Below are 20,476 nucleotides of genomic sequence, written 5' to 3' on the forward strand. Positions count from 1 at the left end.
GATATTTCAAATAAAGTATAAATGTTATACACAAATAAATTTGTACGATAAGTTACCGCACAATACCTTCCAACAATCTCTGTTACCATTACTACTACAAGGTACCATATGCTTATCCGCCAAAATGGCGCTTTATCTTTAGATAAAAAGTATATGGCAAAACCAAGGCAAAGTAGCTCAATATATGAGCTATTAGTTGGAACAATAAATTTTAGGGCCTTAAATATGTCTATTTGTGTAGCAATTTTTCCTATCATAGAAAATGTATTACAACATCAGTTTACTATTATCATCACATAGTTGCGGACATAAGTCAGCTCTGTTTTCTGGATCGGTAGGTTGTGATATTGGATCGCCGTAATCTTTATCAATAAAATAATCAGTGCAGGGTTTACCATCAATTAATTTAGTAACCACAAGAAGTACAGTATTCATTTCAGTATAAGTTAAAGGGATTTTGTCGCCATATTCCAATTTGTTGATCTGATCAATGATTTCGCTGGTGTATCTTCCGAAATAAATTCTAATCCCGTCACCACCAAGGTCAATTATTTTTTTTGTTAAGGATGATATCTGCGCCGCAGGAAACCAGGCCGCTTCTGTATATGTACCTCTTTCTGTGTTCTGGCTCTTGCGAAAAGCCGCTGTCATCTGTTGTGCAATACTTACCGGGATGGTGTTATTTTTACCATCCTGCGTTAATAGAACTTGTGTCATAAAATTTGTTGGTTTTAACCCAAATATAAATAATAAGTAATAAGCTAATGAAAGATGAAAAATAAATTCTACAATGGCTCAAAGTGCTGTTTGATGATACCGTAAAAATACCCTTCTATTTAGGGCGTTTTACGCTAACCCCGAATCGCCACCTACCACTACTTTTGGTATACAATAACAACTGAATAATTTGTCATTGTAAAAAATGAATGCTATCTACCCTATGAAAACACATATTTTAGACCTATTTCAAAATAAGTCTATTTTTTTTAGTAGCGTTTAATTATTAGAAACATTAACCATTTAATTCTTTCAAAAATGATAAATAATATCCTGCTGCGGGAAAACCATAGTTCGATTAGCGAAAGGGAAGTCGAAATTGTGCACCTTTTATCAATGGGCTACAACAGTAAAGAAATTGGCGGAATGCTTTTTATCAGCGAGCATACGGTTAATACGCACCGAAGAAATATGGTAAGAAAGCTCGATCTAAAAAATTCTTATCAGTTAATTGTTTGGGCCTTTAAAGAAAGAATATTATCCCTATAAGGGTTAAAAATACATATAACCTCTCATTCTAAACAACAAAGCCTGCTATTTGATACTAAAGTCAAATCAGCAGGCTTTTGTTTATCGTTGTATTTTGTTTAAGGTCTTGCCGGTTGTGGAGCAGGCAGTTCTTTTCGTGGAATCTGTGCCTCGCGCTGCGAAGTATTGTAAACAAAAGAAGCGATAATGGTTGCCCCCTGTTTTAAATCATCCTCGACCAGCCTATCATAAGTATCCATATTGCTATGGTGGGTACGGGTATTGTAATCGGCAGGATCCTGAATAAACTGGAAACCTGGGATGCCTACGGCATCAAAGGCCTGGTGGTCTGTGCCACCTGTGTTATTAATCGTGATGGTGGTAGCGCCAAGATCGTTAAAAGGTGTTAACCAGCTTTGAAAAATAGGACCAGCTGCTGCATTGCCCTGTAAATAAACACCGCGAATTTTTCCTGTTCCGTTATCAAGGTTGTAATAAGCTGATATTTTTTTCTGATCTGGCGTTAATACCATAGTTTTCGGATCGCCAAAATGTTTTGCCACATAACCTCTTGATCCAAATAAACCTTGCTCTTCTGAGCTCCAAAGTGCAATACGGATGGTGCGCTTTGGTTTAAAATCTATCGCCTTTAATATACGCATGGCTTCCATCATTACGGTCGAACCTGCTGCATTGTCTGTTGCACCTGTTGCCGCATGCCACGAATCAAAGTGTCCGCCAATCATTACCACTTCATCTTTTAGCTTTTTATCGGTCCCAGGTATTTCGGCAATTACGTTATATCCTTGAGGATCCTGGTCGTAAAAAGAGGTTTTGATGTCAGCTTCAACTTCTACAGGCTTTCCTGCACGTAAAAGACGCAATATGTGCAAGAAATCTTCTGCTGCAACTTCAAGTTCAGGCGATACCGGTTTTGCATCTAAAGCATAAGAAGCACCGTTACTGGTGAAAAAAGTCCCCTGTCCTCCACGGGCATAAGTTAAAATTAAACCTACTTTTTCTTCTACCAACATGGCACTCATTGCCGCGCGGATTTCACGCATTTTCATCATCTGCGCCATTCTATCGGCCATTGGCCCGCCAGTAGGGCGTTGTCTTGGGCCTGCAGTTTGTGGTTTTGCTGCGGCCATTTGTGCCAGGGTAGTATCGGCATAGCGCGAAAAATCAGGTTTAACGCCACTTGCCAGTGGAGTGCCCTGATCCATCATAATGATTTTTCCGGCCAATTTTCCTTTATATTTTGCTAAATCGGCAACACTATCGGCCTTGATTAAAATTACCTGCGATTTGATCGGGCCATTTGTACCAGGTGTCCATGCTTTAGGAGAGGCAATAATGGTATGATAATAAGGGAGTGTGGTGGCGGCATAGTATTTATCAATCTGCCAGCCTTTACCGAAAGTTCCCCAGGCTTCGAGGTGTACATTTTTTAATCCCCAATCAGTTAGTTGCTTCACTGCCCAATCCTGTGCTTTTTTTAACCCCGGAGAATTTGATAAACGTGGACCACTTACATCAGTTAAATTAAAAGCAATATCCATTGCCTTCGAATTTTCCAGACCTTCCTTTCTTATTTTTTGTACTACAGCTGCATCAGGGGTATCTTGTGCAAAAGCCGAAAAGCACAGGCCAAAGGCCAATGCTGTGATTGTAAATTTTTTGATCATTTTATGAATAATTTGGTGGTTGATTTTGATCTAAAATACACTTTAAACCACTTCAAATTATTATCCAATGAGATTTTTACATGATTACCTTTCCAGGCCCAGAAATTTACATTTTGAAATTATTTTATGCTCTTTTTGGTAACGATAAAATAGCCAATGATGAAAAGGACTAAAGCATAAACCAAGCTTGTCCATATTTCTTGGGTAAAAATTGGGAATTCTAATGGATCAGTGTTTTTGCTTACCTTAGTAATCCTTAATGCAAGTGTTGGTAGCGAATAGGGGTTGAGGTAAGCGTATTTCCACCCTACGTTCGCGGTGATAATGCCCATTATGGTTCCAACAAAACCTATCCCCATTGGTTTAAGAAAATCGCCCCAGAGCAAGCTCAAGATAAACTGGAGTGATAAAATGCCGAATGACGATAAGAATAATTTTGCATAGGAATTGGCCAGGATAGATGAGGGATTGTACTGATTAAAATTATATTCGGGAACTAAAACCTGTAATAAATAACCAAAACCATAGGTGAGGGTGGCAAATAAGAATAAGCAGATCATGATTAAAAATACCGCGTACAAATATTTTGCAGCATAAATAGAGAATTTATTCAAGGGCTGAGCAAACAGCATTTTCCAGGTATCATTTTTATGCTCAATATTATTGACTGAAAAAGCCATAAATATGACATAAAAAGGCATGACCAATAAACCCATTACGCCAAGTGCTGCACCAATATAGTTGCCCCAAAGCATCATAGGCGGGTAATGCCTGGCCAAAATCTTTTCGGAACCCGAATAAAAACCGAAAGTGATTAAGGAGCATATAATAACGGGTAATAATATGGCTGCCCAAAAAGCTAAGGTTTTTCTCGATTTGTAAAATTCTGATACTAAAGAAATATAAAGAGCGTGCATGTTAGTTTGTTTTGGTAATGTCCAGAAATAAATTTTCGAGATCTTTTCGTTGCTGATAAATACTGCTCACCGTAAAACCATTTTGGATCAATAATGTGTTTAATTCTCCACTTTTTTGGGATGAAGTAAATGGTAATGTAATTATCCTATCTGTTTTTGCCGCAATTTTATAACCCGACGCTATTAAAAAGGAGCTTGCACTTTCAATCTTGTCGACTTCGATTTCCAGCATAGGTTTGCTCAATAAATGAAGTTCACTAATAGTGCCCTGAAATAATAATTGGCCTTTGTTTATAATGCCAACATGCGTTGCTGTTCTTTCTATTTCTGCTAATAAGTGGCTTGAAACCAGTATTGTTTTCTGGTGTTTTGTGGCTAAATCAATCATCAGGTTCCGAACCTCGATAATGCCATTTGGATCTAAGCCATTGGTAGGCTCATCCAGTAGGAGTAACTCTGGATCTGAAATTAGTGCCTGCGCAATGCCTAGCCTTTGTTTCATGCCTAATGAATATTTATTGGCTTTTTTATTTGCTGCTTCTGCCAAGCCTACCAGCGACAACATTTCATCAGCTTTTGTTTTTTTTATGCCTAACAGAATACAGCGGTTAACAAGGTTTTCTTTTCCTGTTAAATGCCCATAAATGGCTGGCTGTTCTACCAGAGCACCAATGCGTTTAAGGGTAGCGATGCGATTACTGTTTATTTCTTTACCAAATATAAAAACCTGATCGGATGGCGATTTGAGCAGGTTCAACAGAATTTTTATGGTAGTTGTTTTTCCAGCCCCATTAGGGCCTAAGAAGCCATAAATGCTGCCTTTTGGTACTTGTAATAAAAGATCTTTTACAATAACCTGGTTGCCGAAGTTAAAGTTTAAGCCTACAGTTTCGATAGCGTAATTACCCATTGTTTCTATTTGAAAATAGCACTTACTTGTTTCACAACGGCACCAGATGTTTTTATAGGTTTTACAACTATTTCTGCATCATTCTGATTGGTGCTAACCGTAAGTGTTAAAATAATCATCATAAATACAGGTAATAATAAAAGTAAAAATGGTGATGTGTTTGATAACTTTTTCATGATCGATAGTTTTATTTGAGAGGTTGTGAAAATACCATCAGTAATTACTGTTTGATTTTTTAAGTTGATTGCTGATGATGTTTTCATTTTGTTTTCGTTTTGATGATTCAAAGAAACTCAAGAAAAACAACCTGTTAAAATCTATTATACCAAGTGTTCAAGATTCTAGATCAACAGACATTTTGGGCGTTTGTCGATAAAATTTGCCTATTGGGCCGTTGGTAGAAAAAAAATGCCCGTTGGTAGATTGTGTTCGGTTTAAATTGAAAGTTTATTTACTTTGGATGCATGAAGCTGATACGTGTTGTTTTAACTTGTATCTGCTTTAAGACCATTTAATGAATAACTAATGAAACAAAGCAGGGCCCCTTTAATTTTACATATTACATACTGGGGATTGATTTTTATGTTCCTGATTGCAATGTCTGCATTCAGGGAGGGTAGCGCAACAATGAAAGATTATTTTTTATCTTTTGGCGTAATCGGTATTATCAACGTTTCTCTTTTTTATATCAATTATATTTTCTTAATACCTGGATTGATCAAGAGGCAGAAAAAATACTGGATTTACTTCCTTTCATTCTTCCTATTGCTAATTGCCGGTACGTTTTTGAAAACGGTGCTAGCGGTTCTTAATCCCGAAGAGCTGTTGACCTATAGAGTTGAAAAAGAGGTGCGCAATTTTTCTGTGAATAGCTTTGCCTTGAATGCGGCCTTTTTCTCTGGTTTTTTCCTGATCAGCAGTTGTATCATTAAATTTATTATCGATTGGTTTTCTAGCGAGCGGGTTCAGCGTAATCTCGAAAACGAACGCCGTGAAATGGAACTCCAGTTTTTAAAATCACAATTAAACCCACATTTTCTTTTTAATTCGCTCAATAATATCTATTCGCTGGCCTATCAGAAATCAGACAAAACCGCCGATGCCATTATGAAGCTTTCGGAGATTATGCGTTACATGATTTATGAGAGCAATACGCCAACTGTAGCGTTAAGTAAAGAAGTAGACTATTTAACCAGTTATATCGAACTGCAAAAAATAAGGTTTAAAGATGGTGCTTATATAGAGCTTACCTTAAACGGCGAAATTGACAATCAAAAAATTGTTCCTTTAATGTTGATTTCGTTTGTAGAAAATGCATTTAAACATGGGGTAGTGAATGATCCGGCCGAACCAGTAAAAATCAATATCATTGCTAACCAGAAGATTTTGCATTTTAGTGTAGTAAATAAAAAGAACCAACAGAATAAAGATGCGCAGGGGGGCGTGGGTTTAACCAATGTAGAACGACGGTTACAATTGGTTTATCCTGATAGATATAAATTAAATGTTGTAAATTCGGCTACTCATTATACCTGCGAACTGATGATTGACATATAATCCGATAACTTAACACAAATCGGAAATAAAAAAATCATTAATTAAAAATAATAACCAAAAATGAACTTAAACTGTATTGTTGTTGATGATGAGCCCTTAGCGCTTGATATTTTACAGGATTATATTTCAAAAGTACCTTTTTTAACCATGGTTAAAAGGTGCGAAAATCCTATTGAAGCCTTGCAGATTGTACAGGGCGGAGGGATTGATCTTGTGTTTTTAGATATTCAGATGCCTGAGCTAACCGGAATCCAGTTTTTAAAAATTGCGGGTAATAAATGCCACTATATATTAACTACCGCTTACCCAGAGTATGCTTTAGAGAGCTACGACCTAAATGTTTCGGATTACCTATTAAAGCCAATTGCGTTCGACCGTTTTTATAAAGCGGTAGAAAAAGTTCACAATCAGGTAAAACCGGTTGAGGCTCTTGCAAGTGTAGCACAACCCATCGTTACACCTGCGCCATTTTCCGGCTCTCCAAATCCGGTTCAGGATTATATTTTCGTAAAAACGGAACATAAGATTCAAAAAATCTATTTGCACGATATTTTATTCATCGAAGGTTTAAAAGATTACATTTCGATATTTACGAAAGATGAGCGCGTAATTACGCTACAGAGCATGAAGAAGATGGAAGAAGCTTTACCCCAAGGTCAGTTTATCAGGGTGCATAAATCTTATATTGTGGCTGTTGATAAAATTGAAAGCATTGAACGTAGCCGCATTACCATCAATCAAAAAATTATCCCGGTTGGAGATACTTACCGCGATGAATTTTTTAGGGTGATTGGAAATAAGAACATCTAACAGGGTGATGTAAGAAGGGAATTGTAAAATGAATAATGTGCGCCTGACATCAATCGATTAACCAAATAAAGCAATTAAACTGACTGGGAAGCGGGCTGTGCCATGGGTTGGCCCAAAGCCTTTCTGATTTCATTTTCTACTTCCAATGTAATATCGTTCGGCGGTTTTACTCCGGGTTCTATAGGTTTTAAAACTGTCCATTTTAGGGCATTTCCTGTGGATAATGGAAACTTGCCAAAACGAACAATTTTCCAGGAATTTTCTATAGCCACTGGAACGATCAACGCATTCGGTACTACTTTTAATATCGTGGCAATACCTCCATACTGGAATGTTTTTAATTGGCCATCTTTTGCCCGTGTTCCCTCCGGGAAAATAACAGTGCTCCAGTTGTTTTCTTTCATTCTACGGCCAAGTTTGATGATTTCGGAAATGGCCTGTTTGTTATCTTTCCGGTTGATGTTTGCCCCACCGCCCAAACGCAGGTTAATAGATATAGATGGAATACCTTTCGTAAGCTCTATTTTAGAAATAAATTTTGCACTGTGTTTCCGTAAGAACCAAATCAATGATGGGATATCATACATGCTCTGATGGTTTGCTGCAAAAATGATTGGTCTATCGGTTGGCAAATCGTATTCGTTTTTAAAACTGATTGAATTGAAAAGGAAAATCTGGCAATAGGTTAGAAAAAAATTAAGGATGTCTACAGAAACCTTATGTGCTTTATAACCAAAAAGCTTAAAGCAAAGCCATTGTATAGGATGGAAGATACAAAGGGTTAATCCAAAAAAAATATAAAAAATAGGGCTTAAAATATATCCTAAAAGCTTACTCATCTGGTTGATTTAATAGATTGCAAAGATAATAATAAATTATTCTGGTTTAATTACCTCGAATACAATTGGGCTGTGCAGCACATTGCAAATGGTTTAAAGCTATGAGCATATTTTTGTCGTCTAAAACGGTCGTCTTTCCCGCGCATGCGGGAATCTTAAAGCGTATAGCATTACGATTCCCAATCGAGTTGGGAATGACGATGTCTCGAGAGGTATCATCTGCTTAAAATTTCTCTGTCAATTATATTGATTTTTATGAAATAAATCATCCCTAGAAATGACGGAATCTAGGTTAATGTTATGAGAGGATCTTAATATATGATTCTATAATTCGCCAGTCAGCATCATTAGTTTGGCTTTTAAAATTGCGGCTACGCTAATCGAATCCGTAATTTCTCCATTCATAACCATTTGATAGGCTTCAATAAAAGGCAATTTTTTAATCACAAGTTCCTCTGTTTCTTCGGGCATGGCGATGCCCTGGATGAGGCCAGTAGCAATGTAGATAATGCTTAACTCGTCGCTTACGGAGTTGGAAAGATGCATTCTTTGTATCTCTTTCCAGTTTCTGGCACTCATTCCTGTTTCTTCCAGTAGTTCTCTCCTTGCGCTTTCTAATGGCGCTTCGTGAAATGGTCCACCACCTTCAGGAATTTCCCAGCTATAGGCATTAATCGCATATCGGTATTGGCCAACCAACCAGGTATTGTAATCTTCATCTAAGGGGAGGATTCCGATAGCGCGATTTTTAAAATGAACAGTGCCATAAATCCCTTGCCCACCAGAAGGATTAATGACCTGATGTTCGGTTAAACGAATCCAGTTGTTATCGTATTTTACTTCGCTCTCTAGCGTTTTCCAAGGGTTGATCTCTTCCATGCTGCAAGATAAGGAATATGATTATATCTTACTGGGGTTTTACAGGTTGAGGTAGGGGAGGGATTTTATTTACAGTAATTTTAGTGAAACGGTAATTTAGGCTAAAAGTGAAGTTTTGCGTGTTATTGGTCGAATAATTTTCCAGTCTGAAATTCTGACCTTCATTGTAAAAGGTATTGGTCCTGTTTCCTAAAATATCATTTATAGTTATGCGAAGATTTAACCGGTTACCAAAAAAGACTTTCCGGGCCGAGAAATTAGAAGACATAGAACCTTTGTTCCGGCCTTGTGCATTGGTATTGTTGGCATAATTTAAATTCGATTCGAAAGCTGTTTTAAGTGGTAATTGCATAGACAAACCAATTGCGCCTCTAAAACTCAAACCATCCCGGTTTAGCGAACTATTTAATTGTGATTTATAATTGCTTTGGATTACGCTAAAATTTCCATTGGCCGATATCTTATTGGTAGGCCTATAATTCCCGATTAAGATAAGTGATAGCGAATTATTGGTGCCCACGTTATCGTAAGTGCTCTCAGATCTCGCTGTATTGGAGCCTGGAATTAAGGTAACTGTGCGATAGCGCTCTATAACGCCCTGACTGATTGAATAAGAAAGCCGTGGATTAAATGACCATTTCTGGCCAAATGCCCCAAAATTAATATCGAACTGATGTGTATAAGCCGGCGATAGATTGGGATTTCCATACGAGATATTAAGCGTATCTACATTGTTTACCTGGGGGTTCAGTGTATTTTCTCTCGGCCGGTTCACACGGATACTATAAGTGGCACCAATATTATACCTTTTGCGGTAAAACCTGTTTAATGATAGGTTGGGGAAAATGCTTAAATAAGGTTTTACATTATAATTCTGACCAGTAGATAAATCGAAAGCTACATCGGTAAGTTCTGCCCTAACTCCTGTTTTAATGCCCCAGCCAACTTTGCGGTAGTTATAAGATGCGTATGCAGCAGCTATGTTTTCATTGTATAAAAACTGGTTAGATAATTTGTTATTACGCACAAACCGTTGCGTTGCAAAATTAAAATTCTCGATTAACAAGTCGTTATCGTTCTTTCTGTAGTTAAAAGCCAAGCCAGCTTCAATGCGATCGCGTTTATCGAATATTGGTTTCTCGTAATCTAAAGTTACGTTTAGGCCCCTATTTCCGGTGTCGTTATTGTTTTGCTGTAAAGTTGGGGCCAATGTGCTGGGTTGAGCGTAAGTGGTGCTATAATCCCTAAAATCGATACTCTTATTGGTGTTGAAATTTAAACCTAAAGATATTTTACCTCCACTGGTATCCGTCTGAAGATCGTAATCTGCATTAAAAACAAAGTTATTACTGTTGCCATTACCTGTATTATGCTGGTTGCGGAGACGGTTTTCTATCCGTTCGTTGCTTAAATAATGAAGATCGGTTGTGGAATTTGAATTCGAATTGTTGAGGTTGTAATTGATTGATAACCGTAAACTTTGTTGCGGATTAATGGTCCAATCTAAGCCCATCCTAAAATTCCCACCGTTGTTATGGTTGCGGTAAGCCCCATATTGGTCATAATAGAAAGTTGTATCAGGAAAAAAGTTTTCGCGGAAATTGTGGCTATCACCTTTGCCAACATTATAACGGTAGGCTGCACTTCCATTTAAAGCATAAGATTTTCCGCGGTAAGAAGCATTTGCATTGGTATTGCCGTTACCCTGCAAACCGTTCGAAATGCCTACATTACCGTTGAAGCCAACCTTAAAACCTTTTTTCATCACAATATTAATAATGCCTTCGCCATCTCCACTATATTTAGATGGTGGATTGGTAAGAACTTCTATCTTATCAATGGCATCAGAAGGAAGCACATTGAGCAGATCGGTGATGTTAGAGGTCATATAGTCGGATGGTTTCCCATCAATGAAAACCCTGGTATTTCTTTTTCCGGCAATGGTAGCATTGCCATCAATATCAACCTGCACCATGGGTACATTTTTTAATACATCTGTTGCAGTACTGCCTTCGGCCAATAGTGTAGAGCCAACATTGTAAGTTATGCCATCGGCACCAAATTCGATAGGTGGTTTTTGAACGGTAATGGTTACTTCCTGTAAAGAATTCTGATCCGAAGTTAGTTTTAATGCACCAAGGTTTTTATCGAAATCTTTTTCTGTGATGGCTATTCCATTTACTTTTAGCGGTGCATAACCAACAAAACTTACCCTGATACTATAATTCCCTGTTTTCAGATTTTTTATGCTAAAGTGGCCATCTTCATCCGTGGCGGATGTAACTATAGGCTGCTCAGATCCATCGATATAAACAGATATTATGGCCGATGGTATCGATAAGCCACCAACTTCTTCAACCACTTTTCCGCTGATTACGCCTTTTTCTGCGGCAAACGCAGCAATGGTGCTGAGTAAAATCAACAGGGTAAAGCAAAGCTTAGGTAAAAGTTTTCCCAATATCTGATTAATTAAAAAAAGGTGTTTAGAAAATTTTTTCTAAACACCTTGGTTATTAAAATGATCCCTCATCAGGACGGTTATCCTGCTGGTCGTCTTTCTTCTTTTTGGTGCCGGTAAACGTTGTTTTTCCAAAGCGGTAAGAGAAGGTTAAATTTCCCATTGTCCCTTGAAACTGGCGCTCAAAATCAACAATTGTCGCCTTATCTTCGGTTGTCATGCTCCACCTTCTGGTGTTAAATACATCCCGAACATTGAAACTTAAGGATGCTTTTTTGTTCGGGAAGTCGTATTTGGCTCCACCGTCAACACCGTACATGGCGTTGCGTTTTCCCTGTGCCATCACTTCTGGTGCCCTGTAGTCGCCGCGTACCTGTAACGATAAATTTTTAACTACCGTTAAATTTCCGGTCAGGTTGGCGTTCCAGCTAAAACCACTGCTTGATGGGATATCAAATCTTGCATCTCCGGCAAACTTAGCTTGATATAAGTTTACATTGGTCGTAAAATTTAAAGCTTTAATCAAATCGAAGCGACCGATTAGTTCTACCCCGCTGTTAATCTGGTGTGATAAGTTTTGAGGGGTTGAAGTGATAATCCCATTAACAGGTGTACTTCTTACCCGTTGAATAACATCATTGGTTTGGCGAAAATACAAACTCGATGTTAAGGTTACTTTTTTCCAGTATTTACTGTACCCCAATTCGAACGAGTGTACATCCTCTGGTAATAAATTCGGGTTACCGCCTCTATAGTTAAATGGTTCAGAAACGTCTAAAAATGGGTTGGTATCCCAAGGACGGGGGCGGTTTACGCGGCGTGTATAACTCAGTTGAAGCTGGTTGTTGCCTTTAAATTTCTGGGTTAAGAAAACACTTGGGTATAACCTTTTGTAATGGATATTTCCTTCTGCGGTAGTTAATATATTGCCTGTATAACTTTCTAAATGGGTGTCTAAACGTGCATCTTCACCCCTTAAGCCTAGTTGATAGCCAAAGTCTTTAATCTGATTCTGATAATTCAGATATAATGCATGAACCTGATCTTTACTATGAAAGTCGTTAATCAATCTATTGTCTCTGGTAAAAACATCACTTCCGGGAAGTCTAACTTGAGCAAACTGATCGTTATCACCTAAACGAATCTGACTGCGGTAACCTACTTCAATTTTTCCGGCCCTTCCAACAGGCAGCGCATAATCAGTTTGGATATTGTAATTAGTGTTATTCCCGGTATTATTAATAAGCTGTAAACTATCTACATTTACCGTAGAGCCATTCGCATAAGTAGTTGTGGTCAGATAAGTCTGATCATTATTATTATCTCCTGTTGAATAGCCAAAGTTAAAAGTTAATTCTTCTTTAGGTTTTTTAAACTTCTGGGTATAATCTAAATTTAGATCATAGCTTTTTCCGTCCCCGTTATTGGTGTTATTTCTATTGCTGAGATTAACCGGATTCGAACCTGCATTTAATTGCCTCACATCGATATATTCATTTCGGTCGTTTTCTCTTGAATTAAAACCACCAGATAAGCTGACCACGCTTTTTGGCGTAATGTAGTAATCTATACCTGCTTTTGCATTGTGGCCTTTATCTAAAGACTCTGAGTTGGTATGCTGATCAAGAAATGAAATCGAGTTTGTTGGTGTTTTGTAGGTAATATCTTGAAAACCACCTCCAACGCGATTTCCGTAACGATAGCCATAGTTTCCATAAATATTTACCTTGCTGTTCTGAAAGCTTAAGTTGGTATTGGCATTATAGTTATTGCGGTTACCTGCAGTTAGTGCAACTGAACCGTTAAAGCCCAGTTTTGTATTTTTCTTAAGTACAATGTTAATGATGCCTGATTGGCCTTCTGCATCGTATTTTGCCGATGGATTGGTAATAACCTCAACACTTTCGATAGAGCTGGCTGGGATTGATTGAAGGATCTGTGCCACATTACCGCCAGCGATTAAAGATGGCTTTCCATCAATTAGTACTTTAACACCTGTTGAGCCACGTAAACTCACATTGCCATCCATATCAGTAGAAACTGATGGTACATTCTGTAATAAATCGCCTGCCGAGCCACCTTCACTGATTACACTCTGATCTACAGCAAAAATCTTTTTGTCGATACCCATTTGCATGCCCTGTTTTTGGCCCGTTACGGTAATTTCACTCAGCACATTGCCTTTTGCTGGGTTCATTTTAATTTCGCCAAAATTTAAGGTGCCTGTGGCAGTAGTAATGGCTATATTATCCCTAACCATGGTTTGGTAACCCACAAAACTTATTTTAAAGGTAAAGGTTCCCGTAGGGATATCGGTCATTACAAAAGCACCGTTTACATCGGTTTGTACAATTTTTGCATTTTTGGCCGTAGCCTTATCAATTAAAATGGCTGTAGCAAATGGAATGGTTTCTTGTGTTTTTGCATCTTTAAGTATTCCGGTAATTTTTGCTTTTCCGCTTGTTTGTGCGAAAAGACTAAATGATAAGCTTAAAAGTAAAAGGGTAATCTGTATTGTTCTCGATTGTAAAAGTCTCATTAAAAAATAAAATTTCGTGTGTTTTTGTAAAGGGAGACAAAGTAACGGCAACTAAGTTTAATTAATGAGCCGTAACTATTTTATTACAGCCATTTTATAGTAATATTTTTGTGGGTTAGCGTTCGGTTTGCGGTTGGCAATTGGCAGTTTTCAGTTTCTTGGAAAACAATGATGGAATATTACCGTTGAACGATCTTCAAAATGTTACTTTTGTTCATCATATTGAGCATAGAATAACAGATGAAAAAAATATTAATTGTTGATGATTTGCACCCTGCATTTAAAGATCAGGCCATTGCTATGGGTTACCAGGTTGATGATGAACCCCAGATCACCCGTCAACAAACACTAGATAAAATAAAAGATTATACCGGCATTGCTGTCCGGACGAAATTTAGGATCGATGCGGAGCTCTTTGCTGCTGCGCCGAATTTAAAATTTGTGGCCAGGGCAGGGGCAGGGTTGGATAACATAGACGATAAGGTTGCCTTCGAAAGAAATATAGAACTGATTAATGCATCTGAAGGCAATTGCGATGCCGTTGGCGAACATGCTACGGGTTTACTTCTATCACTAATGAACAACTTCCGTAGGGCCGATATTGAGATCAGAAATGGCGTATGGGATAGAGAAGGAAACCGAGGTTACGAATTGAAAGGCAAAAAGGTGGGAATTATTGGGTACGGCTTTATGGGACAGAGTTTTGCTAAGAAACTGGCGGGTTTCGAGGTTGATGTAATGGCTTATGATAAGTATAAAACCGGCTTTTCTGATGCTTTTGCCCGGGAGGTAAGTATGGAGGAGATTGTGAAACACAGTGATGTACTGAGCCTGCATATTCCCTTAACAGCCGAAACCAGACAAATGGTTGATGACGAGTATTTCTTTCATTTTAAAAAACCTATTTTCTTTATCAATACCGCGAGGGGCGAAATTGTTAATACGCCAGCAGTGTTGAGTGCAATTAAAACTGGAAAAATTTTAGGAGCTGGATTGGATGTACTGCAAGTGGAAAAATTCCCCGCATTGGGCGAGCAGGTTTGGTACGATGAACTTAAAAACAACGATAAGGTGATCTTAACCCCGCATGTAGGCGGTTGGACATTCGATTCTTACCGTAAAATTTCGGAGGTTTTGGCTGAGAAGTTAAGTGGGCTTAGTTTTTAATTTAAAGGAGGCTGTATCATAAATATAGAATTGTCATCCTGAGCCTGTCGAAGGACCTGTTTAAATTCCTGGATAAGCGTTTCGACAAGCTCAACGTGACAAGTTCGAATGATATCACAACTTATGATGCAGGCTCCCGGCGCTAAAATTAATATTTTATGACGCATACAGCTATTCAATCCAAAGATTATATTAAAAACATCGATTTCGAATATGTTGAAACATACTCTTTTCAACAGCAGGCCTACTATTCAGATGCCACTAGAAATACTGTGGCAATATCTTGGTATGATAACCGCATAACTGATCTGAATGGTAACCTTGATAGCTCTTCGGAAAAGATTAGTTCCTTCCGGCGTAATAGTCAGGATATGATTAAATTAAATCACATTTTAGAAACCGAGGTTGCAAACTTACCTTCTTGGATGTGTCTACCTATTTACAGGGATGCAATCATATTTTATAATAAGACCGAAGAAATTGTTTCTGCGCTTAATGTATGTTTCGAATGCTCATACATGGAGGATGATAAAGGGATTAATATTAATGCAGACGAATCTACATACGGCTTGCTAAATTCCTTCTTAATCTCAAAAGGGCATAAAATTAGGGCATAATTTTTTCTAAAATATTTCTTGTGTTAAAATTGTTTCTTGAGATTGAGATATTTAAATTATTCTTAGCCAAACGGGTTAAAAGTAGATTAATCTTGATAATATTTTCTTAAATTGGCTATACAATCTAACCAATTTTATCATGCCGAAAGATCATTTATATTCAACCACAGTTACTTGGACGGGCAATAAAGGCTCTGGTACAATGGATTACCGTTCGTACGATCGCGATTATTTAATTTCAGTAAAAGGTAAAGCCGATATTTCGGGATCGTCTGATTCTGCTTTTCTGGGCGATAAATCTAAGTACAACCCCGAAGACCTATTATTGGCTTCCATATCCAGTTGCCATATGCTCTGGTATTTACATTTATGCTCTAAAAATGAAATTGTAGTAATTGATTATAAGGATGAGGCTGTAGGCACCATGGAAGAATTGGCGGATGGTAGTGGTAGGTTTAGAGAAGTTACACTACACCCCCAGGTTTTAATAGCAGATAAGGCGCATTATGAGCTTGCAGCATCGCTACATCACGAAGCGAATAAAATGTGTTTTATTGCCAATTCATTAAATTTTCCGGTTAAACATGAGCCGGTTCTAAGCTATTAGTTTGCAGTTCTCAATTAACAGTTTTCAGTTAGCGGTTTTGATATAACTGCTAACTGAAAATTGCCAACTATTAATTAATTTGCTACCCAAACATTATCCAATGGCGTAGCATCTACATAAATGCCGTTTGCTAAACCAATTGATTTTACTTTTTTTGTAGTGCTAAGTACTATGCTTAGTTCTTTATGGTTTGTTTTCCAAACTGCAGGTGTTTTGTGGATGGTGTCAGTCTTTCCATCGCTATAGGTAATTACCACATCAAATGGAATAGCAAAACCGCCTACATTTTTAATAGAAACAGTAGACTTTCCTTTTGCAGGTGTTACTTTGGCAATGGCTAAATCAAGATAGTTGTTGGTGAAAAACCAATTCTGGAAAAACCAGTTTAAATTTTGTCCAGATCCTGCATTCATCGAGTTAAAATAATCCCATGGAATAGGGTGTTTACCATTCCAGTTGCCCATATAGGTATGCAATGCTTTTTTAAATAGCTCATCACCCAGCATATCTTTTAAGGCGAGATAAGATAATGAAGCCTTTCCGTAGGAGTTATTCCCATAACCCGAACCCGAAACCTGGTCGGACATGGAAATTACAGGCTGGTCTTCTTCAGTAGATTTATCGTTGATATATTTATTTACCCTGAAGTTTTTGTAAAACTTATCGGCCGCCTCTTTGCCATGTTCTGCAATGCCAATTAAATATTCGAATGTTGTGGCCCATCCTTCATCCATATAGGCGTAACGCGTTTCGTTAATGCCCATATAAAAAGGAAAGTAAGTATGTGCCACTTCATGGTCCTGAACCAGTTGTGCAAATACAGGATCGCCAAATTGCGAATCGTTAACCATCATCGGATACTCCATATCGGCAAAACCTTGAAAAGCGATGGTTTTTGTATAGGGATAGGGGATGCCTGGCCAATTGTTCGAAAACCAATCTAAAGCATTAAGATTGTATTTAACCGAGTTGATAAAATCTGTTCCGGTAGTAGGGTTGTAAGCAGCCTGGGCACTTGCACGGCGATTGGTCTTCTTATCTACAATTACACTTGCACCATCCCAAACGTAGTGGTTGCTCATGGCAAAAGTAACATCGGTAATGTGCTTTACTGCAAATTTCCAGGTATTCCAGTCTTTTTGTTGTGTTACTTTACCATCTTTCATTTCCTGCTCGGTAGCAATGTGGATTACTTCATCACCATTATATGATTTTTTTAAACGCGCAGAAATTTCAGGTTGTAATACTTCATCAGGGTTCAGGAAATCGCCGGTTGCATAAACAACATAGTTTTTAGGGGCTTTAATCGCGAATTCATAATCATTGAAGTCGTTGTAAAATTCAGCTCTATCAGTATGTGGAATGCGGTCCCAACCGTTATAATCATCGTATACCGATATGCGCGGATAACTATAAGCTACAAAAAATGAGTTTGGATCAATCTGTCCCTCGCGACCACTTTCTTTTGATAATGGGTAGTTCCACTCAATTTTAACCGTAATTTTCGATTTTGGCAACAATGGTTTATTCAGCTTAACATTTCCTACTGTTCCCCAATCTTTACTATCAACTTTATAAGTTACGCCATCAACAGAAAAGGAGGTAATGTTTAAACCCGTACTTAAAAAGTCTTCACTTACTGCACCGCTTCTAGGGGAAGTTGGTTTGTGTAAGTTGTTTACAAAACGGATTGCAAGGGTTTTTAAGGTATCGGAACTGTTGTTGCTGTATAAAATTTCTTCATTACCGCTAACCACTTTGGTTTCGGCATCTACCTTAATATCCATGTTGTATTTACCATGGTTTTGCCAATAATTTGAGCCAGGTTTTCCATTCATTGCACGTGTACCCTTGGCATATGCTGCTTTAATATTCCGGGGCATATAAAGCTCCTGTGCCGAGGCCATATATCCGCCCAAACCGATTATCAGGGCAATAGAGAATAACTTTTTCATTTTTACGAATAATTTAAGCTAAAAATAGGACTAATGATTGAATTTTGAGTGAAGGAAAGCTGAATTTTGAAGTGTTTTATAGCTAATTGCTGTGTTTTTGGTGGATCTCGCATATTCCCTGGTATAATTTGATTTGGAATAGATAATTGATCAAATGAAGAAGAGCAAGCTAAAAAATTACTGCATAAAGTTAAAAATGCTGTAAATCTTAATCTTTTATTTGCTTTTGTAATTTCCACATTTTATCTTCGTTATTATTGAAGCAAGACTATGTAGCAAACCAACTATATAGTCTTGTTTGTTTTTTATAGCGTTTGAATAAATTAATAGAGCAATGACAGAGGTAACATACTACACCCAAGAGGGGTTGGATAAATTGAAAGAGGAAGTACATTATCTAACCACCACCGGTCGTCAGCTTATATCTAAAGCAATTGCAGAAGCAAGGGATAAAGGTGATTTATCGGAGAATGCAGAATACGATGCCGCAAAAGAGGCGCAGGGATTGCATGAAGCAAAAATTTCAAAATTGAAGAATACGTTGGCGAATGCACGTTTAATTGATGAGTCGAAATTGGATTTATCTAAAGTGCTGGCATTATCTATCGTAAAAATAAAAAATGTTAAAAACGGTGCTACGATGACCTATCAGTTGGTAGCAGAAAGTGAAGCTGATTTAAAAACCGGAAAAATTTCGGTTAAATCGCCGATTGCACAGGGTTTATTGGGTAAATCGGTAGGTGAATTTGCAGAAATTGAAGTACCTGCAGGTAAAATGCAGTTCGAAGTACTCGAAATTTCGAGATAAATGAATAGCGTTTGGCGATAGGCGTTTTAATAATCGCTCACCGCCAAACGCTTTACCCTAAATCCTATACCTCAAATGACTGTTTTTTCAAAAATCGTTGCAGGCGAAATCCCTGCACATGTTGTAGCCGAAACTGTAGAATATTTAGCTTTTCTGGATGTTCAGCCTTTAACAGCAGGTCATGTTTTGGTAATTCCTAAAATCGAAACCGACTATATCTTCGATATGGACGAAGATTTATATGTTGGCCTGTGGATGTTTGCTAAAATTGTGGCGAAAGGTGTAAAAATAGCTTTCCCTTGCAAAAAAGTAGGCGTTTCGGTTATTGGATTGGAAGTTCCACATGCACATATCCATTTAATACCGATGAATAATGTAAGCGATATGAACTTTAGCAAAGAAAAATTAAAGCCAACAAACGAAGCGTTGGCCGAGGCTGCCGAAAAAATTAGGCAAGCCTTACTAGAAGTATAAAAAAAGGCCGGCTGTGAAAACATCAGCCGACCATTCTGCCCGCCTAACCCAAATATTTTTATGGTGCCGGAGCAACTGTAGCATTCAGCTGTAATACAGGCCAAGTTAAACCTGGACCTTTTCCAATTACTATGCCCAGATTATCGCCTCTTTTTACATCTGATATCCAATAGTACAGTGGCCATCCTTTATAAGTTAATTGTTTTTTGCTTATTGTGGCCACAGTAATTACGCCAACATCAGCTTTTGCAACAGCCGAGGGCACGCTTAGTACTTCAGATTCATAAACTGGCCAAATACCCTCTTGTGTAGTGCTCTTTGTATAAGTATTTACGCCGTTTTTATCTGGTGCAAAAGCGTATAAGGTGCGGCCTTTGCTATCAGTTAGGTAAATGGTGTTGCCAGTACCCACAGCATAAGTGCTGGTATAATTGGTATTGTTTCCAAACAATTGTGCATTGGCTAACATTAATGAATAATCGGGCTTCGCTACAAACCATGTTCCACCAACCCCGTCACCTTTAATTTGTCCGGCGGTAGCATCACCTGCATAATAATAAAGCGGATAACCCCGGTAAGTGCTTTGCTTACGGCCATCAGTTCTCGTCACCTCACCAACTTCAGCTTTGTTCAGGTTTAAATCTGTACTGGCATCGGCAGAATAATAAAGCGGCCAGGCTGTTTCGCAGCCACCAGTGCAGGTTGGCACACCCGCGGCATCAGATGCAAAAAAGTATAAGGTTTTACCATCTTTATCTGTTAATACCGATCCGAATTTAGCGTCGGTTGCCAATTGGATTCCTTTATTGTTGTTAACAGGTGGAGTTGTAGGTTCATCTGAACTGTTTTTCTTGCAGGCCGTAATTACCATGGCTATACTCAATACAGCCAATAGGTTTTTTTTTAAGTAGATTAGCATAAGATTTTTGTATTTAGTTTTAAATTAATAAATTGTTATGCCGCTATTACGCCACCAGGTTGTAAATGGTTGCTTGCAGAAATGAGA

Annotated in this window: 20 protein-coding genes; 8 read left to right on the forward strand and 12 right to left on the reverse strand. The window is 38.0% G+C overall.

Features of this window, described 5'->3' with window-relative positions; all coding sequences use genetic code 11:
* Window positions 1-267: 267 nt before the first annotated feature.
* Window positions 268-717, reverse strand: a complete 450-nt coding sequence (locus FHT21_RS18530) for a hypothetical protein (protein WP_167296222.1) — start codon at window positions 715-717, stop codon at window positions 268-270.
* A gap of 318 nt (window positions 718-1,035) precedes the next feature.
* On the opposite strand from FHT21_RS18530, the gene FHT21_RS18535 reads away from it, so the two are divergent.
* On the forward strand, window positions 1,036-1,266 hold the full coding sequence (locus FHT21_RS18535) for a helix-turn-helix transcriptional regulator (RefSeq protein ID WP_167296223.1): 231 nt from the start codon (window positions 1,036-1,038) through the stop codon (window positions 1,264-1,266).
* Between the two features lie 98 nt (window positions 1,267-1,364).
* Here FHT21_RS18535 and FHT21_RS18540 read toward each other — a convergent pair whose 3' ends face one another.
* The 4 genes from FHT21_RS18540 to FHT21_RS18555 form a co-directional block, all read right to left on the reverse strand.
* Complete coding sequence (locus FHT21_RS18540) at window positions 1,365-2,933, reverse strand: M20/M25/M40 family metallo-hydrolase (RefSeq protein WP_208398983.1); 1,569 nt, start codon at window positions 2,931-2,933, stop codon at window positions 1,365-1,367.
* Window positions 2,934-3,052: 119 nt separating this feature from the next.
* Window positions 3,053-3,850, reverse strand: a complete 798-nt coding sequence (locus FHT21_RS18545; protein WP_167296224.1) for an ABC transporter permease — start codon at window positions 3,848-3,850, stop codon at window positions 3,053-3,055.
* 1 nt (window position 3,851) lies between these two features.
* Window positions 3,852-4,760, reverse strand: a complete 909-nt coding sequence (locus tag FHT21_RS18550; protein WP_167296225.1) for an ABC transporter ATP-binding protein — start codon at window positions 4,758-4,760, stop codon at window positions 3,852-3,854.
* A gap of 5 nt (window positions 4,761-4,765) precedes the next feature.
* Complete coding sequence (locus FHT21_RS18555; RefSeq protein ID WP_167296226.1) at window positions 4,766-5,023, reverse strand: hypothetical protein; 258 nt, start codon at window positions 5,021-5,023, stop codon at window positions 4,766-4,768.
* Window positions 5,024-5,285: 262 nt separating this feature from the next.
* Here FHT21_RS18555 and FHT21_RS18560 point away from each other — a divergent pair, with 262 nt between their 5' ends.
* Both FHT21_RS18560 and FHT21_RS18565 read left to right on the forward strand, forming a co-directional pair.
* Window positions 5,286-6,317, forward strand: a complete 1,032-nt coding sequence (locus tag FHT21_RS18560; protein ID WP_223833479.1) for a histidine kinase — start codon at window positions 5,286-5,288, stop codon at window positions 6,315-6,317.
* Window positions 6,318-6,377: 60 nt separating this feature from the next.
* Entirely contained in the window at window positions 6,378-7,127 is a 750-nt protein-coding gene (locus FHT21_RS18565) for a LytTR family DNA-binding domain-containing protein (RefSeq protein WP_167296227.1), read from the forward strand.
* A gap of 74 nt (window positions 7,128-7,201) precedes the next feature.
* On the opposite strand, the gene FHT21_RS18570 is transcribed toward FHT21_RS18565, so the two are convergent.
* From FHT21_RS18570 to FHT21_RS18585, 4 genes are all read right to left on the reverse strand, one after another.
* Window positions 7,202-7,966 carry a lysophospholipid acyltransferase family protein gene (locus tag FHT21_RS18570; RefSeq protein WP_167296228.1) on the reverse strand — a complete coding sequence of 255 codons (765 nt, stop codon included), beginning with the start codon at window positions 7,964-7,966 and terminating at the stop codon, window positions 7,202-7,204.
* A gap of 324 nt (window positions 7,967-8,290) precedes the next feature.
* On the reverse strand, window positions 8,291-8,845 hold the full coding sequence (locus FHT21_RS18575; RefSeq protein WP_167296229.1) for an NUDIX hydrolase: 555 nt from the start codon (window positions 8,843-8,845) through the stop codon (window positions 8,291-8,293).
* A gap of 28 nt (window positions 8,846-8,873) precedes the next feature.
* Complete coding sequence (locus tag FHT21_RS18580) at window positions 8,874-11,303, reverse strand: outer membrane beta-barrel family protein (protein WP_167296230.1); 2,430 nt, start codon at window positions 11,301-11,303, stop codon at window positions 8,874-8,876.
* A gap of 55 nt (window positions 11,304-11,358) precedes the next feature.
* Window positions 11,359-13,842 carry a TonB-dependent receptor gene (locus tag FHT21_RS18585; protein WP_167296231.1) on the reverse strand — a complete coding sequence of 828 codons (2,484 nt, stop codon included), beginning with the start codon at window positions 13,840-13,842 and terminating at the stop codon, window positions 11,359-11,361.
* A 240-nt stretch (window positions 13,843-14,082) separates the two neighbouring features.
* Here FHT21_RS18585 and FHT21_RS18590 point away from each other — a divergent pair, with 240 nt between their 5' ends.
* The 3 genes from FHT21_RS18590 (at window position 14,083) to FHT21_RS18600 (ending at window position 16,233) form a co-directional block, all read left to right on the forward strand.
* Window positions 14,083-15,009, forward strand: a complete 927-nt coding sequence (locus FHT21_RS18590) for an NAD(P)-dependent oxidoreductase (RefSeq protein ID WP_167296232.1) — start codon at window positions 14,083-14,085, stop codon at window positions 15,007-15,009.
* A 158-nt stretch (window positions 15,010-15,167) separates the two neighbouring features.
* The gene (locus FHT21_RS18595; protein WP_167296233.1) at window positions 15,168-15,626 is read left to right on the forward strand and encodes a hypothetical protein; all 459 of its coding nucleotides are present in this window, start codon (window positions 15,168-15,170) and stop codon (window positions 15,624-15,626) included.
* Window positions 15,627-15,765: 139 nt separating this feature from the next.
* Window positions 15,766-16,233, forward strand: a complete 468-nt coding sequence (locus FHT21_RS18600; RefSeq protein WP_167296234.1) for an OsmC family protein — start codon at window positions 15,766-15,768, stop codon at window positions 16,231-16,233.
* Between the two features lie 74 nt (window positions 16,234-16,307).
* On the opposite strand, the gene FHT21_RS18605 is transcribed toward FHT21_RS18600, so the two are convergent.
* Together FHT21_RS18605 and FHT21_RS18610 are read right to left on the reverse strand one after the other, a co-directional pair.
* Window positions 16,308-18,188 carry a M1 family metallopeptidase gene (locus FHT21_RS18605; RefSeq protein WP_167296235.1) on the reverse strand — a complete coding sequence of 627 codons (1,881 nt, stop codon included), beginning with the start codon at window positions 18,186-18,188 and terminating at the stop codon, window positions 16,308-16,310.
* A gap of 2 nt (window positions 18,189-18,190) precedes the next feature.
* Window positions 18,191-18,427 carry a hypothetical protein gene (locus FHT21_RS18610; protein WP_167296236.1) on the reverse strand — a complete coding sequence of 79 codons (237 nt, stop codon included), beginning with the start codon at window positions 18,425-18,427 and terminating at the stop codon, window positions 18,191-18,193.
* Window positions 18,428-18,522: 95 nt separating this feature from the next.
* On the opposite strand from FHT21_RS18610, the gene greA reads away from it, so the two are divergent.
* Together greA and FHT21_RS18620 are read left to right on the forward strand one after the other, a co-directional pair.
* Window positions 18,523-18,996: a transcription elongation factor GreA gene (gene greA, locus FHT21_RS18615; RefSeq protein WP_047798983.1), complete on the forward strand. Its 474-nt coding sequence runs from the start codon at window positions 18,523-18,525 to the stop codon at window positions 18,994-18,996.
* Between the two features lie 75 nt (window positions 18,997-19,071).
* Window positions 19,072-19,470, forward strand: coding sequence for an HIT family protein (locus tag FHT21_RS18620; RefSeq protein ID WP_167296237.1), 399 nt, complete (start codon window positions 19,072-19,074; stop codon window positions 19,468-19,470).
* A 58-nt stretch (window positions 19,471-19,528) separates the two neighbouring features.
* Here the strand turns inward: FHT21_RS18620 and FHT21_RS18625 are convergent, their stop codons facing one another.
* A complete protein-coding gene (locus tag FHT21_RS18625) occupies window positions 19,529-20,389 on the reverse strand; it encodes a hypothetical protein (protein ID WP_167296238.1) in 861 nt (286 codons plus the stop codon).
* Window positions 20,390-20,476: the final 87 nt, after the last annotated feature.

Origin of the sequence: Pedobacter sp. SG908 (assembly GCF_011759615.1) — a bacterium.
Classification (GTDB): Bacteria; Bacteroidota; Bacteroidia; order Sphingobacteriales; family Sphingobacteriaceae; genus Pedobacter; species Pedobacter riviphilus.

Bases quoted from the DNA above. Each gene is read 5' to 3' on its own strand.
- FHT21_RS18530 (WP_167296222.1), bottom strand. From the start codon at position 717: ATGACACAAGTTCTATTAACGCAGGATGGTAAAAATAACACCATCCCG.
- FHT21_RS18535 (WP_167296223.1), top strand. From the start codon at position 1,036: ATGATAAATAATATCCTGCTGCGGGAAAACCATAGTTCGATTAGCGAA.
- FHT21_RS18540 (WP_208398983.1), bottom strand. From the start codon at position 2,933: ATGATCAAAAAATTTACAATCACAGCATTGGCCTTTGGCCTGTGCTTT.
- FHT21_RS18545 (WP_167296224.1), bottom strand. From the start codon at position 3,850: ATGCACGCTCTTTATATTTCTTTAGTATCAGAATTTTACAAATCGAGA.
- FHT21_RS18550 (WP_167296225.1), bottom strand. From the start codon at position 4,760: ATGGGTAATTACGCTATCGAAACTGTAGGCTTAAACTTTAACTTCGGC.
- FHT21_RS18555 (WP_167296226.1), bottom strand. From the start codon at position 5,023: ATGAAAACATCATCAGCAATCAACTTAAAAAATCAAACAGTAATTACT.
- FHT21_RS18560 (WP_223833479.1), top strand. From the start codon at position 5,286: ATGAAACAAAGCAGGGCCCCTTTAATTTTACATATTACATACTGGGGA.
- FHT21_RS18565 (WP_167296227.1), top strand. From the start codon at position 6,378: ATGAACTTAAACTGTATTGTTGTTGATGATGAGCCCTTAGCGCTTGAT.
- FHT21_RS18570 (WP_167296228.1), bottom strand. From the start codon at position 7,966: ATGAGTAAGCTTTTAGGATATATTTTAAGCCCTATTTTTTATATTTTT.
- FHT21_RS18575 (WP_167296229.1), bottom strand. From the start codon at position 8,845: ATGGAAGAGATCAACCCTTGGAAAACGCTAGAGAGCGAAGTAAAATAC.
- FHT21_RS18585 (WP_167296231.1), bottom strand. From the start codon at position 13,842: ATGAGACTTTTACAATCGAGAACAATACAGATTACCCTTTTACTTTTA.
- FHT21_RS18590 (WP_167296232.1), top strand. From the start codon at position 14,083: ATGAAAAAAATATTAATTGTTGATGATTTGCACCCTGCATTTAAAGAT.
- FHT21_RS18595 (WP_167296233.1), top strand. From the start codon at position 15,168: ATGACGCATACAGCTATTCAATCCAAAGATTATATTAAAAACATCGAT.
- FHT21_RS18600 (WP_167296234.1), top strand. From the start codon at position 15,766: ATGCCGAAAGATCATTTATATTCAACCACAGTTACTTGGACGGGCAAT.
- FHT21_RS18605 (WP_167296235.1), bottom strand. From the start codon at position 18,188: ATGAAAAAGTTATTCTCTATTGCCCTGATAATCGGTTTGGGCGGATAT.
- greA (WP_047798983.1), top strand. From the start codon at position 18,523: ATGACAGAGGTAACATACTACACCCAAGAGGGGTTGGATAAATTGAAA.
- FHT21_RS18620 (WP_167296237.1), top strand. From the start codon at position 19,072: ATGACTGTTTTTTCAAAAATCGTTGCAGGCGAAATCCCTGCACATGTT.
- FHT21_RS18625 (WP_167296238.1), bottom strand. From the start codon at position 20,389: ATGCTAATCTACTTAAAAAAAAACCTATTGGCTGTATTGAGTATAGCC.